Source organism: Flindersiella endophytica (genome assembly GCF_054779015.1).
This window is the reverse complement of record NZ_BAAGYY010000015.1, coordinates 170,701-196,119: the sequence shown is the minus strand read 5'-3', so window position 1 is coordinate 196,119 and position 25,419 is coordinate 170,701. Positions and strand designations below refer to the sequence as shown.

The 25,419-nt window shown below is 69.4% G+C and carries 23 protein-coding genes and 1 pseudogene; 18 read left to right on the top strand and 6 right to left on the bottom strand.

Annotated features, from left to right (window positions below):
• Positions 1 to 19: 19 nt before the first annotated feature.
• Together clpX and ACYVF6_RS16520 are read right to left on the bottom strand one after the other, a co-directional pair.
• The gene (gene clpX / locus ACYVF6_RS16525) at positions 20 to 1,270 is read right to left on the bottom strand and encodes an ATP-dependent Clp protease ATP-binding subunit ClpX (RefSeq protein WP_460522077.1); all 1,251 of its coding nucleotides are present in this window, start codon (positions 1,268 to 1,270) and stop codon (positions 20 to 22) included.
• The gene (locus ACYVF6_RS16520; RefSeq protein ID WP_460522075.1) at positions 1,267 to 2,463 is read right to left on the bottom strand and encodes a cytochrome P450 family protein; all 1,197 of its coding nucleotides are present in this window, start codon (positions 2,461 to 2,463) and stop codon (positions 1,267 to 1,269) included. The genes clpX and ACYVF6_RS16520 overlap by 4 nt, the downstream gene beginning before the upstream one ends.
• A 68-nt stretch (positions 2,464 to 2,531) precedes the next feature.
• Between ACYVF6_RS16520 and ACYVF6_RS16515 the strand changes: the two genes are divergently transcribed.
• Positions 2,532 to 3,593: a TetR/AcrR family transcriptional regulator gene (locus ACYVF6_RS16515; protein ID WP_460522072.1), complete on the top strand. Its 1,062-nt coding sequence runs from the start codon at positions 2,532 to 2,534 to the stop codon at positions 3,591 to 3,593.
• 115 nt (positions 3,594 to 3,708) lie between these two features.
• Here the strand turns inward: ACYVF6_RS16515 and ACYVF6_RS16510 are convergent, their stop codons facing one another.
• On the bottom strand, positions 3,709 to 4,827 hold the full coding sequence (locus tag ACYVF6_RS16510) for a GTP-binding protein (RefSeq protein WP_460522070.1): 1,119 nt from the start codon (positions 4,825 to 4,827) through the stop codon (positions 3,709 to 3,711).
• 33 nt (positions 4,828 to 4,860) lie between these two features.
• Between ACYVF6_RS16510 and ACYVF6_RS16505 the strand changes: the two are divergent.
• The 4 genes and pseudogenes from ACYVF6_RS16505 to lysA form a co-directional block, all read left to right on the top strand.
• Positions 4,861 to 5,061 (top strand): annotated as a pseudogene (locus ACYVF6_RS16505) (arginine--tRNA ligase); the annotation flags it as partial.
• Positions 5,062 to 5,082: 21 nt separating this feature from the next.
• Complete coding sequence (locus tag ACYVF6_RS16500) at positions 5,083 to 5,526, top strand: hypothetical protein (RefSeq protein WP_460522383.1); 444 nt, start codon at positions 5,083 to 5,085, stop codon at positions 5,524 to 5,526.
• 42 nt (positions 5,527 to 5,568) lie between these two features.
• Entirely contained in the window at positions 5,569 to 6,588 is a 1,020-nt protein-coding gene (locus ACYVF6_RS16495; RefSeq protein ID WP_460522068.1) for an O-methyltransferase, read from the top strand.
• Between the two features lie 28 nt (positions 6,589 to 6,616).
• Positions 6,617 to 8,020: a diaminopimelate decarboxylase family protein gene (gene lysA, locus ACYVF6_RS16490; protein ID WP_460522066.1), complete on the top strand. Its 1,404-nt coding sequence runs from the start codon at positions 6,617 to 6,619 to the stop codon at positions 8,018 to 8,020.
• Here lysA and ACYVF6_RS16485 read toward each other — a convergent pair.
• The 3 genes from ACYVF6_RS16485 to ACYVF6_RS16475 all read right to left on the bottom strand — a co-directional run bounded on the left by ACYVF6_RS16485 (position 7,944) and on the right by ACYVF6_RS16475 (position 12,698).
• On the bottom strand, positions 7,944 to 10,274 hold the full coding sequence (locus ACYVF6_RS16485) for a protein kinase family protein (RefSeq protein ID WP_460522064.1): 2,331 nt from the start codon (positions 10,272 to 10,274) through the stop codon (positions 7,944 to 7,946). The genes lysA and ACYVF6_RS16485 overlap by 77 nt on opposite strands.
• Positions 10,271 to 11,284, bottom strand: coding sequence for a patatin-like phospholipase family protein (locus tag ACYVF6_RS16480; protein WP_460522062.1), 1,014 nt, complete (start codon positions 11,282 to 11,284; stop codon positions 10,271 to 10,273). Before ACYVF6_RS16480 ends, ACYVF6_RS16485 begins: the two co-directional genes overlap by 4 nt.
• 73 nt (positions 11,285 to 11,357) lie before the next feature.
• Complete coding sequence (locus ACYVF6_RS16475) at positions 11,358 to 12,698, bottom strand: pectate lyase family protein (protein WP_460522060.1); 1,341 nt, start codon at positions 12,696 to 12,698, stop codon at positions 11,358 to 11,360.
• Positions 12,699 to 12,901: 203 nt separating this feature from the next.
• On the opposite strand from ACYVF6_RS16475, the gene ACYVF6_RS16470 reads away from it, so the two are divergent.
• The 13 genes from ACYVF6_RS16470 (at position 12,902) to atpB (ending at position 25,418) form a co-directional block, all read left to right on the top strand.
• Entirely contained in the window at positions 12,902 to 14,215 is a 1,314-nt protein-coding gene (locus tag ACYVF6_RS16470; RefSeq protein ID WP_460522058.1) for a homoserine dehydrogenase, read from the top strand.
• A 30-nt stretch (positions 14,216 to 14,245) separates the two neighbouring features.
• Positions 14,246 to 15,316, top strand: a complete 1,071-nt coding sequence (gene thrC / locus ACYVF6_RS16465; RefSeq protein WP_460522056.1) for a threonine synthase — start codon at positions 14,246 to 14,248, stop codon at positions 15,314 to 15,316.
• A gap of 12 nt (positions 15,317 to 15,328) precedes the next feature.
• Positions 15,329 to 16,252, top strand: a complete 924-nt coding sequence (gene thrB / locus ACYVF6_RS16460; protein ID WP_460522054.1) for a homoserine kinase — start codon at positions 15,329 to 15,331, stop codon at positions 16,250 to 16,252.
• 368 nt (positions 16,253 to 16,620) lie between these two features.
• On the top strand, positions 16,621 to 18,768 hold the full coding sequence (rho, locus tag ACYVF6_RS16455; RefSeq protein ID WP_460522052.1) for a transcription termination factor Rho: 2,148 nt from the start codon (positions 16,621 to 16,623) through the stop codon (positions 18,766 to 18,768).
• 136 nt (positions 18,769 to 18,904) lie between these two features.
• Complete coding sequence (gene rpmE, locus ACYVF6_RS16450; protein WP_460522050.1) at positions 18,905 to 19,126, top strand: 50S ribosomal protein L31; 222 nt, start codon at positions 18,905 to 18,907, stop codon at positions 19,124 to 19,126.
• 104 nt (positions 19,127 to 19,230) lie between these two features.
• Positions 19,231 to 20,313 (top strand): peptide chain release factor 1, encoded by a 1,083-nt coding sequence (prfA, locus tag ACYVF6_RS16445; RefSeq protein WP_460522048.1) that lies wholly within the window; start codon positions 19,231 to 19,233, stop codon positions 20,311 to 20,313.
• On the top strand, positions 20,310 to 21,176 hold the full coding sequence (gene prmC, locus ACYVF6_RS16440; protein WP_460522046.1) for a N5-glutamine methyltransferase family protein: 867 nt from the start codon (positions 20,310 to 20,312) through the stop codon (positions 21,174 to 21,176). The genes prfA and prmC overlap by 4 nt, the downstream gene beginning before the upstream one ends.
• Positions 21,177 to 21,182: 6 nt before the next feature.
• A complete protein-coding gene (locus tag ACYVF6_RS16435; protein WP_460522044.1) occupies positions 21,183 to 21,833 on the top strand; it encodes an L-threonylcarbamoyladenylate synthase in 651 nt (216 codons plus the stop codon).
• Complete coding sequence (locus tag ACYVF6_RS16430; RefSeq protein WP_460522042.1) at positions 21,826 to 22,422, top strand: low molecular weight phosphatase family protein; 597 nt, start codon at positions 21,826 to 21,828, stop codon at positions 22,420 to 22,422. Before ACYVF6_RS16435 ends, ACYVF6_RS16430 begins: the two co-directional genes overlap by 8 nt.
• Positions 22,423 to 22,482: 60 nt before the next feature.
• A complete protein-coding gene (locus ACYVF6_RS16425; RefSeq protein WP_460522040.1) occupies positions 22,483 to 23,595 on the top strand; it encodes an MraY family glycosyltransferase in 1,113 nt (370 codons plus the stop codon).
• Positions 23,596 to 23,758: 163 nt separating this feature from the next.
• Positions 23,759 to 24,235 carry a hypothetical protein gene (locus ACYVF6_RS16420; RefSeq protein WP_460522038.1) on the top strand — a complete coding sequence of 159 codons (477 nt, stop codon included), beginning with the start codon at positions 23,759 to 23,761 and terminating at the stop codon, positions 24,233 to 24,235.
• A gap of 42 nt (positions 24,236 to 24,277) precedes the next feature.
• Positions 24,278 to 24,553 (top strand): AtpZ/AtpI family protein, encoded by a 276-nt coding sequence (locus tag ACYVF6_RS16415; RefSeq protein ID WP_460522036.1) that lies wholly within the window; start codon positions 24,278 to 24,280, stop codon positions 24,551 to 24,553.
• Between the two features lie 49 nt (positions 24,554 to 24,602).
• Positions 24,603 to 25,418, top strand: a complete 816-nt coding sequence (gene atpB, locus ACYVF6_RS16410) for a F0F1 ATP synthase subunit A (protein WP_460522034.1) — start codon at positions 24,603 to 24,605, stop codon at positions 25,416 to 25,418.
• The last annotated feature ends 1 nt before the right edge of the window (position 25,419 follow it).

Sequence of the window (25,419 nt, the reverse complement as noted above, 5' to 3'; positions counted from 1 at the left end):
ACCAGAGTATTCGGGTTCGTCAGGCCGAACGTTCACCGTGGTCACGACGGCGGCTCGGCGACGCCGGCGGTTCACGCGGCACGAGCGTGGGGTTCACGTTGTCGAGGACGACCTCGCGGGTGATCACGACCCGGGCCACGTCGTCGCGGCTCGGGACCTCGTACATCGCGGAGAGCAGTACCTCCTCGACGACCGCGCGGGTCGCCCGCGCGCCGGTGCGGCGGAGCAGGGCCTGCTCGGCGATCGCCTCGACGACTCCGCCGGTGAACTCGAGCTCGATGCCGTCGAGCTCGAACAGCCGCTGGTACTGCTTGAGCAGCGCGTTGCGTGGCTCGACGAGGATGCGTGCGAGCGTCTCCCGGTCCAGCTCGCGGAACGTCGCGACGACCGGCAGGCGGCCGACCAGCTCGGGGATCAGGCCGTACTGCTGCAGGTCGTCGGGCAGCACGCCGCTCTCGGGCTGCCGGCCGCGGAGAGTCGCCCCGAAGCCGAGGCCGCGCCTGCCGGTGCGTTGCTCAGTGATGGCGTCCAGGCCGTCGAACGCGCCGCCCGCGATGAACAGCACGTTGGTGGTGTCGATCCGGCTGAACTCCTGATGCGGATGCTTGCGACCGCCGTTCGGTGGCACGGATGCGACGGTGCCCTCGAGGAGCTTCAGCAGGGCCTGCTGGACGCCCTCGCCGGAGACGTCGCGGGTGATCGACGGGCTTTCGCGTTTGCATGCGAGCTTGTCGACCTCGTCGAGGTAGACGATGCCGGTCTCGGCGCGCCGGACATCGTAGTCGGCAGCCTGCAGCAGCTTCAGCAGGATGTTCTCGACGTCCTCGCCGACGTACCCGGCCTGCGTCAGCGCGGTCGCGTCGGCGATCGCGAACGGGACGTCGAGCCGGCGTGCGAGCGTCTGCGCCAGGTGGGTCTTGCCGGAGCCGGTCGGGCCGACCAGGAGGATGTTGGACTTGCCGAGCTCGCCCGCACCTTCCAGGCCGATCCGCTTGTAGTGGTTGTAGACCGCGACCGCGAGGCAGCGTTTGGCGTAGTCCTGGCCGACGACGTACTGGTCGAGGAAGTCGTAGAGCTCGCGCGGCTTCGGCGGCGGGACCGGGATCGGCGTGGGCTCGTCGTCGAGCAGGTCGGTGCAGTCCTGGACGCAGCCGGCGCAGATGAAGTAGCCGGCCGGGCCGGCGACCAGCTTCCTGCTCTTCCCGGCCCAGCCGTGGTGCTGGTCCTTGCCGCAGAACGAGCACGCGACTCGCTTGGGGTCTCGGCTCATACGGCGACCGTCAACGACTCCAGCCGCCAGGTGCCGGGGTCCATGGCACGGCGGACGTCGGCGAGGGGGAGGGCTGGGCCGGAAGGAGCAGCGAGGCGGCGCAGCAACCCGGTCAGGGCAACGCCGGTCTGGACGCGGGCCAGCTGGGCGCCGACACAGAAGTGCGGGCCGTGCGCGAAGCCGAGGTGGGCCTGCGTACCGGATGGACGGTCGAGGTCGAACCGGTCGGGATCTGTGTAGGCGCGCGGGTCGCGGTGGGCTGCGGCGATCGAGCCGATGATCGCCTCACCCTTTCCGACGGTGGTGCCGTGCAGCTCGGCGTCCTCGTTGGCGAACCGGGGGATCGTGAGCAGGAACGGGCCGCACCAGCGGATCAGCTCCTCGACCGCGCGCGGCATCCGGGCGGGGTCGGCTCGGAGAGCCTCGGCCTGTCCGGGGTGCTCGTACAGGGCGGCGATCGCGTTGGCGATCAGGTTGGCGGGGGTCTGGCCGGCCAGGACGAGCTGCCAGACCAGCATGACCAGCTCGGTCTCGGTGAGCTTGTCGCCATCCTCGTCGCGGGCCCGGATCAGGTCGGAGATCAGATCGTCCGCAGGGTCGTCCCGGCGGCTCGCGACCGCATCCTTGGCGCCGGCGATGATCGCGGGTACGGCTTCCGCGAACGCCGGACCGACGTTGGTGGCGACCGTGATGCCGTAGTCGCGCCAGGCCGGGCGATCCGGCTCGGGGATACCGGTCAGCTCGCAGATCACCTCCATCGGCAGCGGACGGGTGAAGTGCTTCTGCAGGTCGACCGTGCCGTTCTCGGCGTACTGGGGGAGCTCGTCGAGGAGCCGCTCGACGATCCGCTCGATCCGCGGGCGGAACTCCGCAGCCCGGCGGGCCGCGAACGCGGGCGCTACGAGCCGGCGCAGCCGCAGGTGCTCGGGTCCGTTCGTCTCGGACATCGTGCGGAGGTAGGGCAGGCAGTCGTCGGGCACGTCGGGGCGCATGAAGCTGTCCGAGCGCGGTTCGAAGCGCTGGTCGCCGAGCATCGCGCGGATGTCGGCGAACCGGGTGAGCACGTGGAGCGGGCCGAAGCCCGGACCTTGCAGCGTGGCGAGCGGTGCCTGCTCGCGGACCCTGCCGTACGCGGTGAACGGGTCGGTCAGCACCTCGGCATCGGTCAGGTCGATCACGGGGACGTCGTTCACGCTTCACTCCGTTCGGATGGCAAGCCCAGATGGTCCCATCATATCGATGGTCAGAGTATCTTGGCGCGATGAGCCGACTCAGCCGGGCGGAGGCGCAGGAGCGCAACCGCGCGAAGGTCCTGGTCGCGGCCCGTGCGGAGTTCGCCGAACGGGGATACCGGGACGCGAAGATCGACGCGATCGCCGAGCGGGCGGAGCTGACCAGGGGAGCGGTCTACTCGAACTTCCCGGGCAAGCGGGCGTTGTACTTCGCGGTCCTGGCCGATGCCGTGGGCGCCGAAGCCGGTGCCGAGGCTGGTGCGGCGCCGCCGGGCGGGACGGCCGAGGAGTCGCTGGCCGCGTTCGCCCGTTCGTGGGTGGCCCGGCTCCCGCTGGCCGGCGACGAGCCCGACAGCGACGCCCGGCTGGGCATGCACGTCCTGCCCGAGATCCTGGCCGACGAGTTCACCCGGGTGCCGTTCGCCCAGCTGATGCGGCTGAACGCACTCTTGCTGGGGCTGGCGCTGGAGCGCCTGTCGTCGGGCGGCGAGCGGCGGGTTCGGGTCGCCGAGACGGCGCTGACGATGCTGCACGGAGCCGGCCAGCTGGCGGCGGCCGCGCCGGGCTTCGTCGACCCGTTCAACGTTGTCCGCGCCTGCGCGGAGCTGGCCGCCGTCGACTTCGGCGACAGCTGGCTGGCCGCGCCGTGGCAGGCGCCCGTACGTGCGGTGGACGCGCCCTGGGCACCGCCCGCGGCTGTCGACGCGCTGACCGGCGAACCGGCCAAGCCGGCGGCGGACGCCGTCGTGGCGGTGCTGGGCCTGCATCGCCTGGAAGCGATCGAGCAGGCGATCCGAGCGGTTCCGCCGGGCAGGTCCGTGACGGCGGTGCTGGTGACTGGCGAGCCGGGGGAGTTGGGTCCACTGGCTCGGCTGGTGGTGGGCGAGGCCTGCGTCCACCTGCGCCAGGCCTTCCCGCGAACGGCCTGGCCGAAGCTGAGCGTCGTGTTCGACGAGCCCGGAGCTGTGGCGGCCGCCGCGGGCGTCCGCGCCGTGAGCGACGAGACGGAAGTGGCGATCCGCGTGTCGAACGGCCGCATCCTGGCCCGCGCCGAAGGCTACGGCGCCTGCCACCTCGCCGCGACCACCTGACCGTCGTGGAGCTTGCGAATGACCACGTTAACCACGCAATTAGCGGGTTAACCACGCCCCGGGACGTGGCGGAGCACCTACTGGCGTGGCGAACCTGATCATTCGCGCACACGACCTAGCCGGCGCTCATCCGGTGCACGGGTCTGGGGTAGCCGGGCTGGAACGCGGGCTCTCCGCCGGCGGGCTCGGCTGTCACGCCGGCCTGCCGCGAGGCGGCCGCGACGGCGTGGGCGGCTACCGCGTCCAGGTCTGCCGGAGTGCAGGCCACCCGCGCGTTCAGCACGGCTCGCGCTCGTTCCGTCCGTACCCCTGCCGCGACGTCCAGATACGGCTCCGCTCCGGCCGCGGTCAGGCTGGCCTTCGCGAGGCTGCTGTGACCGCCGGCCGGCTGCACCGTGACCTTCGCGTGGCCGACGACGAAGCGGGCTTCCGCGCACTGCTCCGACAGCTCGGCCAGGACGCGCATCGCCCACGTGTCGGGCTCGACCGGGGTTCCGGCGACCCCGGTCAGGTCGTAGACGCGATTCAGCCAGGCCAGCCCCGCCTCCGCCGCGGCGTAGCGGTCGTAGTCGATGTCCACGTCGCGGTCCGTGCGGGTCCGGCTGGCCCACGCCTCCATAAGGAGGCCGAGCCCTTCGCCGGTCAGCGCGGAGTACGGCACGATCGTCGCGTTCGGGTAGCGCTGCGACAGGTCGGCGGCGACGCCGGCAACCAGCCCGGGCGGTGCGACGTCGACCTTGTTCAGCGCGAGTACGTCTGCCTCGGCCAGCTGGTGGTCGAAGAGGTACGCGAGGTCGGAGTCTCCGCCCGGCGACAACGTCTGGTAGCGCAGCGGGTCCACCACGGTCGTGAGCGGGGTGACGGTGAACCGCTCGCCGTAGAGCGTGCGTAGCGGCCGGACCACCGTCGCCCGCAGGTCGGTGCAGCTGCCGACCGCTTCGGCGATCACCGTGTCCGCGCCGTGCTGCTCGATCAGCGTGGTGACCGTTTGCATCAGATCATCGAACCTGCAACAGAAACAGCCACCGGTGATCTCGCCCACCAGGTCGGCCACGCGCAATGCCGAGCCGGCCAGCGAGGAGCGGACCAGTGTCGTGTCGACGAGCTCGGTTCCCTGGTCGTTGGTGACCACCGACACCCGCCGGCCGTCGCTTTCCAGCGCTCGAGCCGCGGCGATCATCGTCGTGGTCTTGCCTGCACCGAGGAATCCGGACAGCGGGATGAACGTGATCACGCTGGCGATGCTGCCACACCGTACGCTGGCGCGGTGTTCCCCGACGTCCTGGCAGACCGGATCCGGTCCGTCCTTTCCGTGGCCGGGTTGCCCTGCCCCGACGACGCCCTCCGGGTCGCGCGGCCACTGCGAAGCGAGCACGGTGACTACTCCACGCCGGTCGCCCTCCGCCTGGCCGGTCTCGTCGGACGCGACCCCGTAGAGCTGGCCGGACAGGTCGCCGCCGGCCTGCGCGAGGTCGACGGCATCGAGTCGGTGTCCGTCGCGGCCGGAGGCCACGTCAACGTCCGCTTTACGCCGCTCGACCTGGCGGAAACCGCCCGCGAACTGAGCCGGCAACCGGCGAGCGTGAGCCCACCCCAGGACGGAACCGCCGAGACCAGTGCAGAGCTCGCCCGCCTGCTGCGTGGCGCCACCGCCCTCGGCGTACAGGCGGAACCCGTGGACACGGCCGACCTGTCCGCCCCCGTCCAGCGTCAGCTGATCTGCCTGCTGGCCGAAACCGCCGGACTCACGAAGCGGAAACCCGAGCGATTGCCGTCGCATTTCGCTGAAATCGTGCTTTTGTGGCAACGCGTCGAAATGGTGCAACCGATTCTTCCGGTAGGGGACGAAAACCCAACAATCCGGCACAGCTCAGGCCGCCTCCTGGCTGCCGCGACACGCGCGGCACTGGCCGGTGCCGGGCCGTTACCTTGACCCTCTATTGTTCGCGCAGGCACGAGAGACAGGTCACATGAAATGAACCTGAAGTTCGGTCGGCGTACGGCCCTGGTGGCCACAATCGGCTGGGTCTGCGTGGTCGCCGTCCTGGCCGTCGCGCGTGTTGTCGACGTGAGCAGCGCGATCGTGCTGCTCGCGCTTGCCCCGTTGCTGGTCGGTCTGATCCTCACCAATCGCTGGCACCAGACCAACCTCCGCCGGTTCGCGCAGCTCAACGAGACGCTGGCGCACAAGTTCGAGGTCACGACGAAGGCCCTCGAGCAGGTCAGCGGCCGGCTGGCGGCTGCTGAGCACGCGCTGGAGGAGGTCGTCTCCACGTACGCCCTCGAGCCCGACGCCATCGACACGTCGGTGAAGAACGCCGCCAACGACACGGTGAAGCGGGTCCGGCAGGGCGTGCAGACCGACCTGATGCAGACCTACCGGCAGCTGGAGGCCCTGCAGAACCTCTACGCCATCGGCAACCTCGAGCGGCCGATCCCCGCTTCCAGGGTGTGGGCGGCCTCGCCCGACCTGCTGCTGTTCCTGGTCGGCCTGGTCGAACGCGAGCGGCCGAAGCTGATCGTGGAGTGCGGCAGCGGCCTGTCGAGCCTGTGGTTCGGCGTCGCGCTGCGCAAGTTCGGCATCGAGGGCCGGGTGGTCGCTCTCGAGCACGACGAGCAGTTCGGCGATCAGACCCGCGGCCAGCTGCACCGGCACGGCCTCGCGGATCTGGTCGAGGTGCGTTCGGCCGAACTGGAGTCGTACGACCTGGGCGACACGACGTTCCAGTGGTACGCCCGCAAGACGTGGGACGACCTGGCCGACATCGACGTGCTCTTCGTCGACGGGCCACCGACCGACACCGGCGAGCACGCGCGCTACCCCGCGTACCCCTTGCTCGGTGAGCGGATGTCGGAGAGCGGTGTCGTGGTGCTCGACGACATGGTGCGCAAGGACGAGCAGCAGGTGCTCGCGCGCTGGCTGGAGGAGCACCCCGACCTCACCGACGAGCGGGTCCGGCTGGAGAAGCACGCGGCGATGGTCCGGCGCAAGTAGCCTGGCCGGCCGGTCATAGGCTTGGCGCGTGAGCAGAGCGCATGAGGCAGGAGCACTGCACGCCGACGTCGGGCACCGAGGGCCCGAGTGGCTGCGTCCGCCTGCCGACGTCAATTCCCTGTTGCCGACGCTGTGGCCGCGGAACGTCCGCAGGGACGAGTCCGGCGTCCTGACCGTCGCTGGTGTCGACGTCGTCAAGCTGGCAAAGGAATTCGGCACGCCCGCCTACATCGTCGACGAGGGCGACTTCCGCGAGCGGTGCCGTGAGTTCCGCGACGGTTTCGCAGGGTGGAGTGTCTACTACGCCGCCAAGGCCTTCGTCTCCACGCAGGTGGCGGGCTGGGTTCGCGACGAGGGGCTCAACCTCGACGTGTGCTCGGGCGGTGAGCTGGCCGTCGCGTTGCGCGCCGGCTTCCCCGCCGAGCGGATCAAGCTCCACGGCAACAACAAGTCCGTGTCCGAGCTGGAGCGGGCGCTCGACGCCGGGCTCGGCGCGATCGTGATCGACTCGCACCAGGAGATCGCCCGGCTGGCGAAGCTCGCGGGCGAACGCGGCGTCGTCGCGCCCGTCTACGTCCGGGTCAAGGTGGGTGTCGAGGCGCACACGCACGAATACATCGCGACCGCCCACGAGGACCAGAAGTTCGGCTTCTCCATAGCCGGCGGCGAAGCGGCCGAGGTCGTGGCGCGCGTGCTCGCCGAGCCGGGACTCGAGCTGCGTGGGCTGCACTCCCACATCGGCTCGCAGATCTTCGACACCTCGGCGTTCGAGGTCGCGGCCCGGCGGGTGATCGGCCTGCACGCCGCGATCCGCGACGCACACGGCGTCGAGCTGCCGAATCTCTGCCTGGGTGGCGGATTCGGCATCGCCTACACGACGGAGGACGACCCCGAGCCGCCGGAGCAGCTGGCCAAGGAGCTCAACGCGATCGTCGAGCACGAGTGCGCGGGCTACGCCGTCGCCGCGCCGAAGCTGTCGATCGAGCCCGGCCGGGCGATCGCGGGCCCGGCGGTCTTCACGCTGTACGAGGTCGGCACCGTCAAGCTTGTGGAGCTCGACGCCGGAGCGTCGCGCACCTACATCTCCGTCGACGGCGGGATGAGCGACAACATCCGTACCGCGCTGTACGACGCGGAATACTCCTGCACGCTGGCCTCCCGCGGCTCGGCCGCCGAGCCGGTGCTGGCTCGTGTGGTCGGCAAGCACTGCGAGGCCGGCGACATCGTCGTCAAGAACGAGTTCCTGCCCGGCGACGTCCAGCCCGGAGACCTGCTCGCGGTGCCGTCGACGGGTGCCTACTGCCGCTCGATGGCCAGCAACTACAACCACGCGCCGCGCCCGCCGGTGGTGGCGGTCAGGAACGGTCAGGCGCGGCTGCTGATTCGTCGTGAGACCGAAGAGGATCTGCTCCGGCTCGACGTGGCGGAATGATCACAGGTTCCGCTGCCTCCGCGAGCCGGAGGTGGCGGATCCGCTCGGCGGCGATGCAGGCCCGCCCGAGCCCCGCGCGGATGTCCGGTCCTTCGACGCTGCACTTGACGACGTAGAGCTGCACGACGTTGACCAGGCAGATCATCGAGACGTAGACGATGGCGTCCCGGGCGACGCCGAGCTGAAGCAGGATCGCGATCATCCACAGCAGCACGGCGTAGAGCGTGTTTCCAGGGATCCACGACCGGTAGCGGCTGATCCCCGTGATGCGTTCGGGGACGGTCGACAGCTCCAGCTTGCGGCCCTCCTTGACGACCGCCTGACCGAACGAGGCCGCCAGCCAGTTGCAGATCGTCACGATCGTCATGCCGGCGGCCGCGAACACCGCCCACCACAGCGGCTGGACGAGCAGCGGCGGCAGGACCATCAGCACCGGCGCGATCGTCCAGAAGCGCATGGCGATCTCCGCGACCAGCGCGCGAACGCCGAGCCGGCCGGCGCCGCGGCCCAGGGCCATCGGCGTCACGCTGGCGAACAGGCTCTGGTAGTACTTCACGCCGATCAACGTGAACGTCAGCGCCAGCACGCCGAACGCCACCTTGGGAGCCCCGACCGGGAACTTGTAGTGCGGCGACTTCAGCTGGTCGATCAGCGGGAACTCGTCCGGCTGCGCGCCGAACAGCCGCTGGAGCGCGACGATGACGTCGTTGTCCCAGTCCCACCCCACGATCCGCCGGATCCAGATGCTGATCAGGACCGACGTCAGCGTGGCGAAGACCGCCGAAGCCACCGACCACGCGAACAGCCGCCCTGGAGCACGCTCGCGGTCCGGACCCTGCTTGCGCCGTTCCCGCCACAGCCGCCCGAGCCGCCAGACCGTGCCGAAGAACGGGTCGGCCAGTGCCGCGATGTCGGACCACCACCGCCGATCCGAGACGCTGGTCCGGGCGGCCGCGAGCTCGTCGACGAGGTTCGTCCACAGCCGGTCGTACGGCAGCCCGTCCGGGGCGTGCCGCGCGTGGAACAGCAGCAACCGGCGCCGCGGATCGGCGTCGATCAGGTCCTCGATGAAGCGGGCGATCGGCGGCGCCTGGGCGTAGAAGGCCGTGGGTACGTGACCGTCCGGCGCCGGCGCTCCGGACCCGAGCAGGACGATCAGCTGCCCCAGCGAGTACAGGTCGCTCCTGGCGAACCCGGTCTCGGCCTGGTCGTCGATGTCGCGGATCTCCGGCGCGACGTACGGCGCGTCGACGCCGCCGTGGCCGGGCATGTTGCGCAGGTAGAGGTAGTTGACGCCGAGGTCGATGAGATGCACCTTCAGCTGACCGTCGGGCGTCTCCGTCACCATGATGTTCGACGGCGTGAGGTCGCCGTGCTGCTTGCCGAGCCGCTCCAGCTCCGCGAGCGCGCGAAACAGTTCCCGGCCGAGCTGCTCGATCAGGTCGAGCCGGATCGCCGACGTCGCGTCGCCCCGGCCGGCGCGGCGCCCGGTCGCGAACTCCGCCTCGATCCGTTCGGCGAGCGTCTGCCCGGGCACGAAGTCCATCAGGATCCAGCTCCCGGAGCTCGCCCAGACGCCGACCAGGTGCTCCGGCTCGCCGGCCGGCGGATCGAACTCCGCGGCGTACCCACGGGTGGCCCGCGCGATCGTCGGGATCCGCAGGAACGGATAGATGATGAGCTTCAGCGCGAACGTCGGCAGCCGCCCGTGCGTGGCGGTGGTGAGCCTGCCGGTGACGATGAACGACGTGGTGCCGTGCCGGTGGAACCGCAGCGTGCCGAAGTCGATGCTCTCCCACTCGCGCACGACCGCCGCGCTGTCGGCGTCGGTCATGCGCGGTGCGTAGAGCTCGGACAGCGCGGCTTGCACAGCGGGGTTCTCGACCAGCCGCTGACAGCTGTCGGCGCAGTCGTTGTGCCCGTCCTCGCGACGTGCCTCGCCCCACGGCGCCCGGCGAAGCTCGGAGTAGCGCAGCGAGAGCAGCGTGATCAGCAGGACGCCGGTGTAGCCGAGCACGCGCTCGTCGCGCGGCGCCGCGAACCGCCGGGTCCAGCCCGCAAGCGTCGAGATCGAGACGTCCCAGGAGATCTCCAGCTGCGAGGCGAACGTGCTGCTGTCGATCGGGAGGTCGAGCAGGACGTCGCGCCAGTCGTAGACCGACCAGCCGGCGACGGCCTCGTCCAGGCCGGTGTCCTCCCCGTCCCGGTGAATGGTCTGGATCGCGTCGAAAAGCCTTCTGGTGTTGTAGTTCAACGCCCCGTTTCCCCCTCGGACCACGTGAGCCGTACGGCGGTGCGAAGCACCTCGGGATCCTCGTCTTCGATGGCGGCCGCCATCACGTTGTACGCCCAGCGCGCGGCGGTGATCAGCCGCTCGGCGCGCCGCTCGAACGGTGTGACACCCGGCATGCCTCGCAGCGGCGCGATGTCGAGCACGTACGGCGGTTCGCCCGGCGTCCTGCTCCAGTTCTCCAGCGCCTGCCGGTCCTCGCGGTAGTCGCGCTTGGCGCGGACGTTGGCCTTGGCCAGGCCCGGCTGGAGCTGGTTCAGCCTCCAGTGCCAGAACGCCCGGGTCAGCGGGAGCTCGCGGCCGCGCCCGCCGACCGGCCGGGAGCTCAGCGACAGCACGTGCGTGCACCCGTCGGCGAGCGCCAGGCGGTAAGGATGGATGGTGAGCATCGACCCGTCGATCGCCCGCCTGCCGCGGAAGCCGGCCGTTCCACGGATCGCGATCGGAAGCCAGGTGGTCGCCCGGAGCGCGTCGATGAGGTCCTGCTTGGAGCGGAACTCCGAGACGACCTCGGTGCGCAGCTCGTCGACCAGCGTCACCGCGACGTGCAACGGCACCTTGGAGTCGAGAACGCTGTCGTAGTCGAGCGGCTCGAGCTCGCCGAGCACGTTGTCGAAGGCGTAGTCGAGGTTGAGCACGTCGCCGGTGAACAGCCGGCGCGGGTCGACGAACCGCGGCGTGGACAGGTGGTTCCAGTAGATCTGCAGCGGACGCCAGGTCTGCCCGCCGAGGAAGTACGCGGCGTTCAGCGCCCCGGACGAGGTGGCGTAGATCGCGTCGAACGCGCGGTGCAGGCCCAGCTCCTCCAGTGCGGTGAGCATCGCGCCGGTGACCACACCGCGCATGCCGCCGCCCTGGATCGCCAGGCCGACTCGATAGGGGTCGCCGCGGGCCGCCTCCTGATCGCCTCGGCGGCGCCGGTCACGGAGCACCTCGAGGACGGGATGCTGGGGAGACCAGTATCGACCGCTCATCTGCGCCCCCACAGCGTTGTCGCGTGTCGTGCTCTGGGCACAGGGTAACGGAAATCCGGCTCCGCGCGCGGATTCAGCCGATTCGCCCGGCTCCCGCCCAGGCCCGCACGACGCTCGGCACCGCCCACACCGAGTCGACTCGCGTCCGCAGCTCCGGCGTCCAGGTGTCATCGAGGACGAGATCCGGATCGTTCGCCGCGTTGTACGCCGCCAGCAGGTCGGCCGGCCGCCCGTTCACGACGTTCCCCGCGGTGTACACCTGCGTGCCGTCGAAGTCCGTGATCAGATCAGCTGCGGGGAGATTGGGCGAGATCCGGAAGTAGTTCTTCTCCGCGTAGATGTGGGAGAAGACGCCGACGCCCAGGCTGTAGGAGTACTCCTCCGGCCGGTCCACGATGTAGTAGTTGTTGTAGACGTCGTTCTTCCCCCACCGCAGCCTCGGCGCTCGCTGCCCGACGTTCCTGAACTCGTTGTGGTGAACCGTGACCCGCAGATGGTTGCCGTCGTCGTGCGTCGCCGCGTTGGTCGAGCCGATCAGCATCGTCTTGTCGTGGTCGGTGTACCGGTTCCAGGAAACGGTGATGAAGTCCGACGCGTTCGTGATGTCGGAGGCACCGTCGTGCCGCTGATAGAGCCGCCCGAACAGCACCGGCGCGTCCCGGTCGAGGTTCGGAGCGTCGGTGAACGTGTTGTGGTCGAGCCAGATGTGCTCGGCGCCGTTGATCACCTGGATCGAGTCGTGCGCGGCGTTCCAGTTGCCGAGCTCGCCGTCGGTCGGATCCCAGGCCGGGAAGCAGTCGTAGGTGTTCCGCAATGTCAGGTTGCGAACGATGATGTTGCTCGCCCGGCCGGCCTTCTCGCCGTTCAGCCGGAGGCTCGCGCCGTCGATCGTCGGGTTGCGGCCCTCGCCGACGATCGTGGTGTTGGACGGCACCCGGATCGCGACCCGTGCGCTCTGGTTCGCCGCCGCGACCCGGCGGGCGTCCTCCAGCGGTCCGCTGGGCGCCATCCGTCCCCAGGTGGCCGGGTCGTACGCCGCCAGGAACGCCGGCAGGGAGTAGCCGGTGCCCGCGGCATAGTCGTCGCAGGTCAGGGGAGCGCCGGAGGCGTCGACGTTGGCGTCGATCGTGCCCCTGACCTTGATGATCTTCGGCGTCGCGTTGGTGGCGTCGCCGAGCGCCGCGACCAGCTCCGCCCGGTTGCGCACCGTGTAGACATGAGCGCGGTCGGCGGCCGAGCCGCCGGTCGTCACGTCACCGTAGGATCCCCAGCCGTCGCCGGCCGGCAGTACCTGCCGCCCCAGCTCGGCACGACTCGCCAGGGCCTGGGAAACGACACTGCCAGGCATCGCGGCCAGCATGAGAGCCGCGGCGACGCCGCCCGCGAGCACACGCGGGGCTGCTCCAAGTCTCACCACGTCTACGGTGTAGGGGAAAGCGCTTGCACCGTCAACTCACGTAGTCGAACGCCTCCGTAAGATCTCTTCAGCCCACACCGTATGGTGAGACTTTGTCTCGGAGTGCGGATGCGGTGAGCAAGAATCTGCGCCGTCCAAGAGACTTTGTTGATCGCGAGAGCGAGCAAGAGAAGCAGGCAAGACGGAAGGGTGCGGGCTGGATGAGCGGGGAGGCGTCAAAGCAGGTCCTCAAGGTGGCGCTGCTGGGCTGCGGAAACGTGGGCAGCGAGGTCGCCCGGCTGCTGACCGAGCAGGCCGAGGACCTGGAGGCCAGGGTTGGCGTCCGGCTCGAGCTGGCCGGCATCGCCGTGCGCCGGCTCGACAAGCCGCGCCCGCCTGCCGTGGACCCGGGCCTGTTCACCACCGACGCGGCCGGACTGGCTCGGCGGGCCGACGTCGACATCGTGATCGAGCTGATCGGCGGCATCGAGCCGGCCCGTGAGCTCGTGCTGGCAGCGATGGAGAACGGCGCGTCGGTCGTCACCGGCAACAAGGCACTGCTGGCCGAGGACGGCGCGAGCGTGTTCGCGGCCGCGGAGAAGCACGGCGTCGACGTCTACTACGAAGCGGCCGTCGGCGGTGCGATCCCGCTGGTCCGTCCGCTGCGGGAGTCGCTGGCCGGCGACCGAGTGCGCCGGGTGCTGGGCATCGTCAACGGCACCACCAACTACATCCTCGACAAGATGGACACCGAGGGCACCAGCTTCTCCGAGGCGCTGGAGGACGCCCAGGCGCTCGGATACGCCGAGCCCGACCCCACCGCCGACGTCGAGGGCTTCGACGCCGCCGCGAAGGCCGCGATCCTTGCGGGGCTGGCGTTCCACACCCGCGTCACCGCGTCCGACGTCCACCGCGAGGGCATCACCGAGGTCACCGGCTCCGACATCCAGAGCGCCCGCGCGATGGGTTGTGTGGTGAAGCTGCTGGCGATCGCCGAGCTCGACGAGGCCGGCCAGGGCGTCGGAGTCCGCGTCCACCCGGCGATGATCCCGCGCAGCCATCCGCTGGCCAGCGTGCGCGAGGCCTACAACGCCGTGTTCGTCGAGGCCGAGAGCGCGGGCCGGCTGATGTTCTACGGCGCCGGTGCCGGCGGTGCGCCGACCGCCGCGGCCGTGCTCGGCGACCTGGTGACCGTCGCGCGCAACCGCGTCGCGGGCCAGCGCGGCCCGGGGGAGTCGACGTACGCCCAGGTCGAGGTGCTGCCGATGGGCGCCACCCGCACCCGCTACCACATCTCGCTCGACGTCTGGGACCGCGCGGGCGTGCTGGCGCAGGTCGCGACCGTGTTCTCCCGTCACGACGTCTCGATCCAGACCGTCCGCCAGGAAGGCCGCGGCGACGACGCGCAGTTGGTTGTCGTCACACACCAGGCGAACGATTCGGCGCTGGCCGCTACCGTTGACGCGTTGGTCGACCTGCCGGTCGTACGCGAGGTCGCGAGCGTCATGCGTGTCGAAGGCTCACCTGGTGAGTGACTGAGTCTGAGAGAGTTGAGAGAGGCAGCCATGCCGATGGGAAGGCCCTGGCGCGGGGTCATCGAGGAGTATCGCGACCGCTTGCCGGTCAGTGACCAGACTCCGGTCATCACGCTCGGTGAGGGCGGCACTCCGCTCGTCGAGTCCAACTGGCTCTCCGAGACGACCGGCTGCCGCGTGCTGGTCAAGGTCGAGGGACAGAACCCGACCGGCTCGTTCAAGGACCGCGGCATGACGGTCGCGGTCTCCAAGGCCGCCGAGGCGGGCGTGAAGCTCGTCGTGTGCGCCTCCACCGGCAACACCAGCGCGTCCGCCGCGGCGTACGCCATCCGGGGCGGCATGACGCCGGTCGTGCTCGTGCCCGAGGGCCGGATCGCCGCCGGCAAGCTGGCGCAGGCGATCGTCTTCGGCGCCAAGCTGCTGCAGGTGCAGGGCAACTTCGACGACTGCCTGACGGTTGCCCGCGGCCTGGCCGACGCCTACCCCGTCGTACTGGTCAACTCCGCCAACCAGGACGGCTATCGGCTGGCCGGCCAGATGACCGCGCCCTACGAAATCGTCGACGCGCTCGGTGATGCGCCCGACCTCCACGTGCTGCCCGTCGGCAACGCCGGCAACATCACGGCCTACTGGGCCGGCTACCAGGCCTATCGCGACAACACCACCAAACTGCCCCGCATGTGGGGATTCCAGGCCGAGGGTGCGGCTCCGATCGTGCGCGGTGAGCCGGTCGTCCAGCCCGAGACCGTCGCTACCGCGATCCGGGTCGGCAACCCCGCCCGCTGGAAGGACGCCGAGGCGGCTCGCGATGAGTCCGGCGGCCTGATCGACCTCGTTCCCGACGCCGAGATCCTGGCCGCGCAGGCCGCTCTGGCCGCAAGGGACGGCATCTTCGTCGAGCCTGCGTCGGCGATCGGCGCGGCCGGCCTGCTGCGCGCGCACGCCGCCGGCAAGCTCGACGCCGGACAGACGATCGCGGTCACCGTGACGGGCCACGGGCTGAAGGACGTCGACACCGCGCTGTCCGCGGTGGGCGAGATCGGCCGGCTGGTCGTGGCCCCCGACCCGGACGCCGCCGCCCGCGCACTCGGCCTCGTGTAACTCAGAGCGCTTATGTCCACACACATCTGCCGGGTCGTCGTGCCCGCGACGAGCGCCAACCTCGGGCCCGGATTCGACGCCTTCGGGCTGGCGCTCGGGCTCTACGACGAGATCACCGTCGAGCTGATTCCCGCCGGCCTCTCGATCGACGTCGAGGGGGAGGGTGCGGCTTCCGTGCCGCGAGACAAGCGGCATCTGGTCGTACGCGCGATGCAGGCGACGTTCGACCGGCTGGGGGAGCAGCCGTCCGGGCTGGCACTCACCTGTCACAACCGGATTCCGCACGGTCGCGGGCTCGGCTCCTCCGCGGCCGCGATCGTCGCCGGCGTACTGGCGGCGCGCACGCTCGCCCGCGACGGAGAGGCTCAGCTGGACGACGCGGCCACGCTCGACCTCGCCGCCGGACTCGAGGGCCATCCCGACAATGTCGCGGCTTGCCTGCGAGGGGGGCTCACGGTCGCGTGGACGGCGGGCGGGCGATTTCACGGCAAACGGGTCGAGGTGGGCGCGTTCGACGTCGTGGCCTACGTTCCGTCGACGCCGGTCGCGACCGAGCTGGCTCGCGGCCTGTTGCCGGCCGACATCCCGCACCAGGACGCCGCGCTCAACGCCGGCCGGGCCGGCCTGCTGGTCGCGGCGCTCGCCGGCGATCCGTCCGGAGAGGTCGATCTCGGCCTGCTCTTCGCCGCCACCGAGGACCGCCTGCACCAGCGTTACCGGGCACCGGCGATGCCGGGCTCGTTCGCGCTGGTCGAGGAGCTGCGCGAACGGGGCATACCCGCCGTGATCTCCGGCGCCGGGCCCACCGTGCTGGCGTTCGCGGAGAACGGGCAGGGGGAGCGGCTGGCCGCCTCCGCGCCGGCCGGCTTTGTTTCGACCGTGTTACCTGTGGACCGGCGGGGTGCCCATGCCACGTCAGGCACTGCCCGGGAATAGGCAACACGCCGGAGAATGTTGTCAGGGGGTAGAGACCGAGCCCAGCACACTCTGTTAAGCTCGGGACCGAGCCGGTGCCTCGATGTGGCCCGGCGGAGTCTCGCCACGAATCCGGGGACGTCTCGCTTTCACTAGATGTCGTGTGGCTTCCTCACTGTGTTCGTCAATTGCGGTCGGTCCGCAGGAGAAGGCACAGGATTAGCCCTCGGTTTCGCCGGTCGAGATATGACGAAATCCCGTGCACGTAGCGCTGAACCGCTCCATCAGGGAGGAGCCCCGGCAGGACCCGCCGGACTCAAGCAGTTGGAGCTTCGAGACCCATCACAGCGCAGTCGACACGGCCGAACCCACGCGTGGGAGGACCTCACGTGACCGAGACCACTGATACCACCGCCAGCCCGCAGGCCGCCGACTCTGGCGCCGACCAGGGTGCTGCCGAAACGGGCGCGTCGCGCTCCCGTAGCCGTACGAAGGGCCTCTCGAGCCTCGTACTCCCGCAGTTGCAGCAGGTCGCGCAGCAGCTTGGCATCACTGGCATCGCGCGTATGCGCAAGAGCCAGCTGATCGAGGCCATCGAGGCCAGCCAGGCGGGTGGTGCGGTGCCACGCTCGGCGCAGGCACGACCCGCTGCCAAGCGGGCCAGCCGGACCCAGGTGACGGTTAACCGTGCCGACGAGTCCGACAACGGCGCTGCCACCAAGGAGAACGGCGCCGAGCAGCCGAAGGCCAAGGCCGAACCGGCTGCGAAGGCTGAGCCGACCGCGAAGGCCGAGAAGCCGGAGAAGGCCGACAAGGCAGAGAAGGCGGACAGAGCCGACAAGATCGAGCAGCCGGAGAAGGCCGAGCAGCCTGGGAAGGGCGATCAGGGCGACCGGTCCGACTCCGATTCCGCAGCGGCCAAGGCCGGCGGCGACCAGGACCGGGGCGAGCAGCGCTCGCGCCGCGAAGGTGGCCGCGACAACAACCGCGACCGCGACAACGGCCGCAACCGTGACGGAAACCGGGATGGCAACCGCGACGGTGGCCGTGATGGTGGCCGTGATGGTGGCCGTGACAGCAACCGCGACGGAGGCCGTGACAGCAACCGCGACGGAGGCCGCGACCGCAACGCCGGCCGACAGGACCTTGGAGAGGGCCGGGGAGGTGGGCGGGGGGACGACCGCGACGACGACGGCGAGGGCGGTGGCCGCAGGCGCCGCCGGCGTGGCCGCGACCGCTTCGGAGACCGCGACGATCGTGGCGGCGACCGGGGTGACCGTGGTGGCCGTGGTGACCGTGGCGACCGGGGCGGCCGCAACGAGCGCGGCAACCGCCGCGACCGTTACGACCCCGAGCCCGCGCTCACCGACGATGACGTCCTGATTCCGGTCGCCGGCATCCTCGACGTGCTCGACAACTACGCCTTCGTCCGCACCAGCGGCTTCCTGCCCGGGCCCAACGACGTCTACGTCTCGCTGGCCATGGTGAAGAAGTACGGCCTGCGCAAGGGCGACGCGGTTTCCGGCGTGATCCGGCAGCCGAAGGAAGGCGAGCGGCGCGAGAAGTTCAACCCGCTGGTTCGCGTCGACACGGTCAACGGTGCCGACCCGGAGCTGTCCAAGCAGCGTCCCGACTTCGGCAAGCTGACGCCGCTCTACCCCCAGGACCGGCTCCGCCTGGAGTCCGAGGCGTCCAACCTCACCACGCGGATCATCGATCTGATCGCGCCGATCGGCAAGGGTCAGCGCGCGCTGATCGTTTCGCCTGCCAAGGCCGGTAAGACCCTGATCATGCAGGCGATCGCCAACGCGATCACGCAGAACAACCCCGAGGCCCACCTGATGGTCGTGCTCGTCGACGAGCGCCCGGAAGAGGTCACGGACATGCAGCGCGCGGTCAAGGGCGAGGTCATCTCGTCCACGTTCGACCGCCCGGCCGACGACCACACCACGGTCGCCGAGCTGGCGATCGAGCGGGCCAAGCGGCTGGTCGAGCTCGGCCACGACGTGGTTGTGCTGCTCGACTCGATCACCCGGCTGGGGCGTGCCTACAACATCGCGGCACCCGCCAGTGGCCGGATCCTCTCCGGTGGTGTCGACTCCTCGGCGCTCTACCCCCCGAAGCGCTTCTTCGGTGCCGCACGCAACATCGAAAACGGCGGCTCGCTGACGATCATCGCCACGGCGCTGATCGAGACCGGCTCGAAGGCCGACGAGGTGATCTTCGAGGAGTTCAAGGGCACCGGCAACATGGAGCTGCGCCTGCGCCGGGAGTACGCCGACAAGCGCATCTTCCCGGCGATCGACGTCGACCAGTCCAGCACCCGCCGCGAAGAGCTGCTGATGACCCGCGAAGAGCTCGCGATCGTCTGGAAGCTGCGCCGCGTGCTGTCCGGCCTGGACGGCCAGCAGGCCCTCGAGCTGCTGCTCAACCGCCTGAAGGACACCCGTAGCAACGTCGAGTTCCTGATGCAGATCAACAAGACGATGCCACTGACCGGTGGCAGCTCCGGTCGCAGCAACGGCGACAACGACTAGTGCGAACGAGGGCCCGCTCCGGCAGCGCCCGGAACGGGCCCTCGCCACGCCTGGCATACTTGTACGGCTGGTTCCGGTTCACGTCCCGCCACACCGGCGATGACGACCCGGCGACCGAAGAGACCAAGGAGCACTTGTGAAGGCTGAGATCCACCCCGAGTACGGTGAGACGAGCGTGACCTGCACGTGCGGTAACACGTTCACCACGCGGAGCACCGCAAAGAGCGGTTCGATCCACACCGACGTCTGCTCGAACTGCCACCCCTTCTACACCGGCAAGCAGAAGATTCTCGACACCGGTGGTCGCGTCGCCCGCTTCGAGAAGCGGTACGCCCAGAAGGGCAAGACCAAGAAGTAGCGCTTCCACGGCGCCGGCCCGCGGTCTCCTGGTGTTTACCGGAGACCCCGCGGGGCCGGCGCCGTTTGGCGTCTCATGAGGTGATTCCAGCGAAGGAGTAAGCCGTGTTCGAAGCCGTTGAGGCATTGCTGAAGGAGCATGCCGACCTCGAGCGCCGGCTTGCCGACCCCTCGATCCATGCCGACCAGCGCGAGGCCAGGCGGGTCGGTCGCCGGTACGCCGAGCTTGGCCGGGTCGTGGCTGCCTACGAGGCCTGGAAGTCCACCAGCGACGACCTGACGGCCGCCCGCGAGCTCGCCGGCGAGGACGAGAGCTTCGCGGCCGAGGCCGAACGCCTCGCCACCGATGCCGAGTCGCAGGCTGACAAGCTGCGCTTGCTGCTGCTGCCGACCGACCCGCACGAGGACAAGAACGTCATCCTCGAGGTGAAGGCCGGCGAGGGGGGCGAGGAGTCGGCGCTGTTCGCCGGCGACCTGCTGCGTATGTACCACCGTTACGCCGAGCGCCACGGCTGGCGCGCCGAAACACTCGACATCGCCGAGTCCGATCTCGGCGGCATCAAGAGCGTGACGCTCGCGGTGAAGGGCAAGAACGGCGCCGTGCCCGGCGAGACGCCGTACTCCCGGCTGAAGTTCGAGGGCGGCGTCCACCGCGTTCAGCGTGTGCCCGTCACCGAGTCGCAGGGCCGCATCCACACTTCGGCGGCAGGTGTGCTGGTGATGCCGGAGGCCGAGGAGATCGATATCGAGATCGCCGAGAAGGACCTGCGGATCGACGTCTTCCGTTCCTCCGGGCCGGGTGGGCAGAGCGTCAACACCACCGACTCGGCGGTCCGGATCACGCACCTTCCGACCGGCGTCGTGGTCTCCTGCCAGAACGAGAAGAGCCAGCTGCAGAACCGCGAGCAGGCGATGCGCATCCTGCGGGCTCGCCTGCTGCAGATCGCGCAGGAGGAGGCCGACCGCGAGCAGGCCGCCAGCCGGCGCAGCCAGGTCCGCACCGTCGACCGGTCGGAACGCATCCGGACCTACAACTTCCCGCAGAACCGCATCACCGACCACCGCGTCGGCTTCACGGCCTACAACCTCGACCATGTCATCGACGGCGACCTCGATGCCGTGATCGACGCGCTGGTCACGGCCGATCAGCAGGAACGCCTTGCCTCCTTGGACGGTGCGCCCTCGTGACCAGTGCCCGCCACCTGGTCGAGCGGGCGAGCAGCACGCTGGCGGACGCGGGCGTCGCGTCGCCTGCGTACGACGCGGAAGAGCTGCTCTCACACGTGATCGGCGTGCCGCGGTTGCGGCTCCGGTTCCTCGACTCCGTTCCGGACGGCGCCGCGCGGACGTTCGACGAGCTCGTGCTCCGGCGGGCGAAACGTGAGCCGTTGCAGCATTTGACCGGTGAGGCGCCGTTCCGGCACGTGATGGTGAAGGTGGGGCCCGGCGTTTTCGTACCGCGCCCGGAGACCGAGATCGTCGCGGGGTGGGTAATCGAAACCGCACAAGACGTGAACGACCATCCCGTCGTCGTCGACCTTTGTACGGGTTCGGGTGCGATCGCACTGTCGATTGCGACCGAGCTGCCCGCCGCGCGGGTCTACGCCTGCGAGCTCGACCCCGCCGCGCACGCCTGGGCCGAGCGCAATCTCGCGGGCAGCTCCGTGACGCTCGCGCTCGGTGACGCCGCCGAGGCGTTCGGGGAGCTTTCCGGAACGGTCGACGTGATCGTCTCCAACCCGCCGTACATCCCGATGGCCGCCTACGAGTCGGTCGAGCCGGAGGTACGCGACCACGATCCGGCGCTGGCGCTGTGGTCCGGCCCCGACGGCCTGGACGCGATCCGGGTGATCGAACGTTCGGCAGCCCGTCTGCTCAAGCCCGGTGGCTGGGCCGTCGTCGAGCACGCCGACGTCCAGAGGGACACCGCACCAGCCGTGTTCGCGGCCACCGGTGCCTGGACGAACGTACGCGACAACCCCGACCTGAGCGGCAAGTCCCGGTTCGTGACGGCACGGCGGCTCGCATCCGTGGAAGGTATGGCACGATGAGCGGCTGTGAGCGAGCGGTACGACTGCGCTGATTCCAACGAGCGCGCGATCGGATTGATCAACGCCGAGAAGGCCATCCAGCGTGGCGAGCTGGTCGTGATGCCGACCGACACGGTCTACGGCGTCGCCGCCGACGCGTTCGACGTCGAGGCGGTCGCCGGGCTGGTCGCGGCCAAGGGCCGTGGCCGTGACATGCCACCTCCCGTCCTCATCGGTGCGGCGACGACACTCGACGGCATCGCGGCCGACATCTCCGATGCCGGCCGCAAGCTCGTCGAGGAGTTCTGGCCGGGCCCGTTGACGGTCATCTGCCAGGAGCAGCCGAGCCTGGTCTGGGACCTCGGCGACACCGGCGGCACGGTGGCGGTCCGGATGCCGGACCACAAGCTGGCGCTGGACCTGCTGCTGGAGACCGGACCGCTCGCGGTGACGAGCGCGAACCTCACCGGCCGCCTGTCGCCGATGACGATGGCCGAGGCGGAGGACCAGCTCGGCGAGAAGGTCGGCGTCTATCTCGACGACGGGCCCACACCTGGCTCGGTCGCGTCCACGATCATCGACCTGACCCGCGAGGTGCCGAAGCTGCTACGCGCCGGTGCACTGACGCTGGAGCGGCTGCGCACGATCGTGCCCGAGATCGAGGGCCTTGATGAGTGATGGGGTGCCGGAAGCGTTCGGGATCATGTTCGTCTGTACGGCGAACCAGTGCCGATCGCCGATGGCCGAACGCATCGCACGGTCCGCGATCGCCCGCCGGTTGGGGACGGGGTCGCCGTTCCAGGTCTACTCCGCCGGCACCAGGGCGGTCGACGGCATCCCCATGACGCCGACGGCGGTCGAGACCCTGACCGAGCGCGACGTGCCGGCGGACGGGTTCCTGTCCAGCGAGCTACGGATCGAACGGCTCGAGGCGGCCGGCGTGATCCTGACCCTCGAGCGGCGGCATCGCAGCCGGGTCGTCGACGTCGCTCCCAGCGTGCTGAAGCGGGCGTTCACCGTACGTGAGTTCGCCCGGGTGGCGACCAACCTGGCCGAGTCGAGAAAACTGCCGGCAGACCCGGTCGAACGGGCCAGGGCGCTGGTGCCGGAGGCGGCCAGACAGCGCGGCATGTGGCGGGCCGCCCAGCCGGAGGACGACGACATCGCCGACCCCATCGGCCAGCCGATCGAGGTCTACCGGGTCGCGGCCGACCTGATCACCGAGGCCGTCGAGGCTTCGTTGACAGCTTTGACCGGCGTGCGCTGACCGCACACCGGGTGTGCCAACAGGAAACCATCCGATCTAGGCACTAAGCTGAGGCGCGCTGTGCGTGAATATCTTCTAGTCGTCGTCGTCGCGGCCGCCATGACCTACTTTCTGGGCGGCGTCGTGCGTAGGTTCGCGGCCAGAATCGGCGCGATCACGCCGATTCGCGACCGCGACGTTCACAACGTCCCCATTCCGCGCCTGGGTGGGATGGCGATCGTCTTCGGCGTGGCCGCGGCGTTCGTCGTCGCCACTCATCTGCCGTTCCTCGGGCTGATTCCCGAGGTCGGACGCGACGCGTGGGTGATCCTCGCGGCCGGTGTGATCATCGCGCTCGTCGGTGCCATCGACGACGTTGTGCAGCTCGACCAGATCACCAAGCTGGCCGGCCAGGTGCTGGCCGCGGGCGTGGTCGTGGTCTCCGGCATCCAGCTCAACTGGATCCCGCTGCCCAACGGCGAAATCCTGTCGCTGTCGCCGTCGCTCGGCGCGGTGTTCTCGGCGATCCTGATCATGGCCGTGGCGAACGCCGTCAACTTCGTCGACGGGCTGGACGGGCTGGCCGCCGGCATCACCTGCATCGGCGCGTCGGCGTTCTGCGCGTACACCTACACGATCGCCTACATGAACAGCAACCTGAACCGCGCCACGACGCCGACCCTGCTCACCGCGGCCGCCGCGGGCGCCTGCATCGGGTTCCTGCCGCACAACTTCTATCCGGCGCGGGTCTTCATGGGTGACTCCGGCGCCTACTTCCTCGGCCTGGTGCTGGCCTCCTCGACGATCAGCCTGACCGGCTGGCTGGACCCGAGCGTGAGCGGCACCCAGTCCAACCTGCTGCCGGCGCTGCTGCCGCTCGTCCTGCCGATCGCCGTGCTGGCGCTGCCGTTCCTCGACCTGGCGTTCGCGATCGTACGAAGAACGCTCGCCGGGAAGTCGTTCCTGGACGCCGACGACCAGCACCTGCATCACCGGCTGAAACGGATGGGGCACTCCCACCCACGTGCGGTGATCCTGCTGTACGGCTGGGCCGGCCTGGCCGCTTTCGGCGTGGTCGTGATTGGCGTGTGGACCACCTGGATAAGCTTCCTCGTCGTCGGGCTCGCTGTCGTACTCGCCATCTTTTTCACCGGTTTGCTACCGGGTCGGAAACCGGAAGCGCACCCACGGTGAGTAGGGCTTCGCAAGTCAGCCAAGGTAAAGGGCTGGTCAAGCCGCTGGACTTTGTGCTAACTTTCACAAACACGCTTCACGACCCTCAACGGCATCGGTCATTGCCGCCCGGTGCAGGCCCCGACGACTGTACGTTCGCCGAGACCACGGACGGCCACCGATCATGAGTTCGTTGTCTGCATCTTCAGCCGCCAACCAGGCAAAGCGCCCTGACTTGGTGCTGCCGCTGCTGCGCGGCGCGCTGCTGCCGGCGCTGGTAGCCGGCGCTCTGGTCACGCTCGGCGCCGGCATCCTGTCCGGTACACGCGGGGTGGCCGGCGCACTGATCGGTTTCGCGGTCGTCGTGCTGTTCTCCGGAACCGGACTGCTGATCATGCGCGCCGTGCGCAACACGGACGCGATGATCACCATGATGGTCGGCCTGTTCAGCTACACCGTCCGGATCATCCTGTTCGGTGCAGCGATCATGGTACTGGGCGCGTTCGATACCGACTCCTGGCTGCAGCGCGGATCGTTCGTGATCAGCGTGCTGGTGTGCGTCGCCGCCTGGATCGGTGGCGAGGTGCGGGCCTATACCCGGCTGCGCATCCCGGTCTACGACATCGAGGAGCCCGCTCGCGACAAAGAGGAGGGCCAATGAGTACTTTGCCCTCCCTTTACCCCGTGAACGCGGGTGTCCAAGGTGGCTGCTACAGTCCGGTTCGCGATGGGTCGGAGTCAACAATCTCCCGAGCCGTCTCCCTCCGAGGGCGGGAAGCCTCCGGACACGGGCGGCGGCTATACCGCATTGGCCTACCTGATTGCGGGAATCGGCCTCTACGGCGGGCTGGGTTGGCTGCTCGACGCATGGCTCGGCACCAAGTTCCTGTTGCCCATCGGAATCATTCTGGGCGCTGGACTCGGCATCTTCCTGGTCATTCGCCGCTTTGGGCGGATGGCGTCCGGGAAAGACGACTGACCGCAGCCCTGCACCCGTCGTATTCACCCACGCATCGAAAGGAGATCTGGTGAGCAACGCTGTTGTCTACAGCGCCTCCAGCATCGCCGCCGCGGGCGGTGGTGAAGGCTTCACGCCGCCGGACCCCTCGCTCTTCGAGTTGCCCCCGATCTTCCATTCGATCGGCTGGCTGACCAAGCCGATGCTGATGGCGATGATCTCCGTGATCCTGGTTGCCGGCTTCTTCCTGATCACCTCCCGCAAGGCCGCGGTGGTGCCGGGCAAGGGCCAGTTCACCGGAGAGCTCGCCTACAGCTTCGTACGCAACACGTTCGGCCGCGACATGATCGGCCCGGAGTTCATGAAGTACGTGCCCTACCTCGTGGCACTGTTCTTCTTCATCCTGGTCAACAACGTCTTCGGCGTGATCCCGTTCATCCAGTTCCCGACGTTCAGCCACATCGGCTGGGCGATGGCTCTGACCGTGGTGAGCTGGGTCGTCTACAACTCGGTCGGCATCAGACGGCACGGTTTCCTCGGCTATCTGAAGCACAGCACGCTGCCGGCCGGTGTGCCGATGTGGCTGTGGCCGCTGATCATCCCGCTGGAGTTCGCCTCCAACATCCTCGTCCGGCCGCTCACGTTGTGCCTGCGGCTGTTCGCGAACATGTTCGCCGGCCACCTCGTGCTGGCAGTCTTCGCACTCGGCGGCAGCTACCTGCTGGTCAACTCCGACGTGTGGGCCTACAAGCCGGTTGGCGTGCTCGCCTTCGCGATGGGCATCGCCCTGATGTTCCTGGAGCTCCTGGTGCAGGTGCTGCAGGCGTACATTTTCACGATTCTGACCGCTTCGTACATCTCCGGCGCCCTCGCCGAAGAGCACTGAA